This window comes from Lentilactobacillus sp., assembly GCF_040773105.1.
In the GTDB taxonomy this organism is placed as follows: domain Bacteria; phylum Bacillota; class Bacilli; order Lactobacillales; family Lactobacillaceae; genus Lentilactobacillus; species Lentilactobacillus parabuchneri.
Window position 1 is genome coordinate 1 of the sequence record NZ_JAXGWW010000263.1, and the last position, 2,761, is coordinate 2,761.

Consider the following 2,761-nt stretch of genomic DNA (forward strand, 5'->3'; position numbering starts at 1 on the left):
GGGAGGTAGTCAATGATCTCTGAAATATTCTTTTCATAAGCCAGACGGCTAACTGAAAGCATCAGCGGTGTGTCCGGTGAAATGTGATATTCGCTTCTGATATCCGTCTTGATTTCTTCCGCGTACATATCAACGTCAATGCCAGTTGGGATGATGCGCATCTGACTTTTGACACCATAATCGGTGAGCTTGTCCAGCACCCGATCACTGGGGGCAACAACGCCGGCCAAATGATAACAAAATGCCAAAGTTCCCTCTTTAACGTGAACCGGTCTCAACAATTTACCATTCGCCACGTAATGCAGGTAGTCTTCATACATCGTGTGATAGGTGTGGATGCAGGGAATATTTAAATTCTTGGCAACAAACTTACCAATCATCCCCATTGAAAATTCGGTCTGCGTATGCACAATATCCAAGTTTAATTCCTTAGCAATTTCATAAGCTTGAAACAAGCCCCGCACAGCAATTCGCCGGTCGGTAAATGAGATAAACGGAATGCTGGAAAACCTGAAAATATTTTGCTCATAGGTATCTTTATCAACGTGAGGATCTGTCGTTGTAAAGATATAGACCTGGTTTCCCTGTCGCTCAAGTTCATTTTTAAGTGTCTTAATCGAGGTTGCAACGCCGCTAACCTGTGGAAAATATGTATCTGTAAAAATCCCGATATTCACGGCTGACACCCCTTTCTGGAAAAATCTGATTCATTTTCTCAAATCGTGAAATACATCATTGCGTGCTTGCCCTATATAGGGGTATAGTCTCACAATCATTGTAATTATATTGGTTTGGTTCTGGTATTGCAAACCGCCAAAACGAAAAGAACAAGCCGTTAATAGACGGTCTGACGCCCTTAACAGCTTGTTCTTTAAGTTATTTATAAATCTATTGGCCGTCATTAAGCGCCTGATGGATGAAGGCAACCACTTCTTCGCTGGTGCTGGCCATGGTCAGTGCCTTATTGGCAAGCGTCACCATTTCCCTGGAATCCAACCGCCGGATCAGCGCCCGGGATTTCAAAATCGACGATGCGTTCATCGAGAATTCATCGAGCCCCATTCCGACTAAAATTGGAATGGCCAACTGGTCGCCAGCCATCTCACCACACATGTACGCAGGTAAATGGTTGTCATGACAGGCATCGATAATATTCTTAATTAATCGCAAAACCGCCGGGTTGTATGGTTGATAAAGGTACGAAACGTGACGGTTGCCACGATCGGCTGCCATGATGTATTGAATCAAATCGTTGGTTCCAATACTCATGAAATCAACTTCATTGGCAAACTGATCGGCTAAAATAGCAGCTGCCGGTACTTCAACCAGAATCACAACACGGACTGGCTTAACCGGCACCTTTTCACGCATTAACTTAATTCGTTCCTGGTTCAGAATTGTTTTTGCCCGCTGCAGTTCGTTAATCGTCGTAATCATTGGAAACATGATGGACAACTTTCCAAATGCAGAAGCGCGCAATAATGCCCGCAGCTGTGTCCGGAAAATATCCGGTTTATCCAGGCTCATCCGGATAGCGCGGTAACCCAAAAATGGATTATCTTCCTTGGGAACCTTTAGATAAGGTAAATCCTTATCGCCACCAATATCAGCGGTTCGAATAATCACCGGTTTGTGGTCCATCGTCTCCAGAACCTGCTTATAGACCTTGAATTGCTCATCCTCTGTCGGAAGATGATTCGTATCCATATACAAGAATTCCGTTCTAAATAAGCCAATTCCTTCAGCCCCGTTTTCAACGGCCCCTTGAAGATCGTCCAAAGTACCGATGTTGGCAGCCACAATTGGATGCTTCCCGTCTGAAGAGCTGGTCGTCTGAAAACGCAGATTGGCTAAGCGATTCTGACGTTTTTGGTAAGCAGTCTGTTTTTGAGTAAATTCTTCTTTTTGCGCTTCTGTCGGATTAACAATCACATTTCCGGTTGATCCGTCAACAATGACGGTCTCCCCGTTCTTAATTTCAGAAAGCGAACCGGTGAAGCCAACAACGGCAGGAATGTCTAATGAGCGTGACATAATTGCCGAATGAGACGTCCGACCTCCCATGTCCGACACGATTCCTTTAACGTAAGTCGGTACAAATTGCGCCGTATCACTTGGGGTCAGGTCGTGAGCAATTATAATCACCGGTTGATGAATGAGCGCCGGGTCAACTAATGGCACACCCAGCAAGTGGCTCAAGACACGCTTGGTAACATCATGAATATCACTGGAACGTTGTCTAATATATTCATTATCGGTCATTGAATCAAAGATTTTGATATAACTATCAGTCACCTTGGTCAATGCATACTCAGCGTTCAGCTTATCCTTCTCAATGGTCGACTTAATCCGCTTCAGTAGTTCCGGGTCGGATAAAATCGCCACATGAGCTTTAAAGACCTCAGCTTCATGGCTGCCGAGGTCTTCAAGTGTTTTTTGTTGAATTGTTAAAAGCTCGTCTTTTGAGACATCGATCGCAGCATAAAGCCGCTTAATTTCATCAGAGGCATCAGTAACCGTTCGCTTCTTGAAGCTAAGATCAGGTTCAGTTAACCGAAATGCAGACGCAATCGCAATTCCGTCACTTGCGGCAATCCCCTTAAAGGCTTTCATGAAATTATTCAGTCAGTCCTTCTGCTTTCATTGATTCAGAAATGGCATCAATTGCTTGTTTTTCGTCGTCACCGTCCGCGGTAATTGTAACAGCGGCACTTTGGCCAACACCGAGTGACATTACACCCATGATGGACTTCAGGTTAAC

The 2,761-nt window shown here is 44.5% G+C and carries 3 protein-coding genes; all 3 read right to left on the reverse strand.

What is annotated here, in order from left to right:
- A partial coding sequence (locus AB3112_RS10435) for a glycosyltransferase (protein ID WP_367334452.1) occupies window positions 1–677 on the reverse strand: 677 nt, incomplete at its 3' end.
- Window positions 678–888: 211 nt separating this feature from the next.
- Complete coding sequence (gene ptsP, locus AB3112_RS10440; RefSeq protein WP_367334453.1) at window positions 889–2,613, reverse strand: phosphoenolpyruvate--protein phosphotransferase; 1,725 nt, start codon at window positions 2,611–2,613, stop codon at window positions 889–891.
- Between the two features lie 4 nt (window positions 2,614–2,617).
- A partial coding sequence (locus AB3112_RS10445) for an HPr family phosphocarrier protein (RefSeq protein ID WP_367334454.1) occupies window positions 2,618–2,761 on the reverse strand: 144 nt, incomplete at its 5' end.

Excerpts from the sequence above, each read along its gene's own strand:
- ptsP (WP_367334453.1), bottom strand. The coding sequence starts at position 2,613 with ATGAAAGCCTTTAAGGGGATTGCCGCAAGTGACGGAATTGCGATTGCG.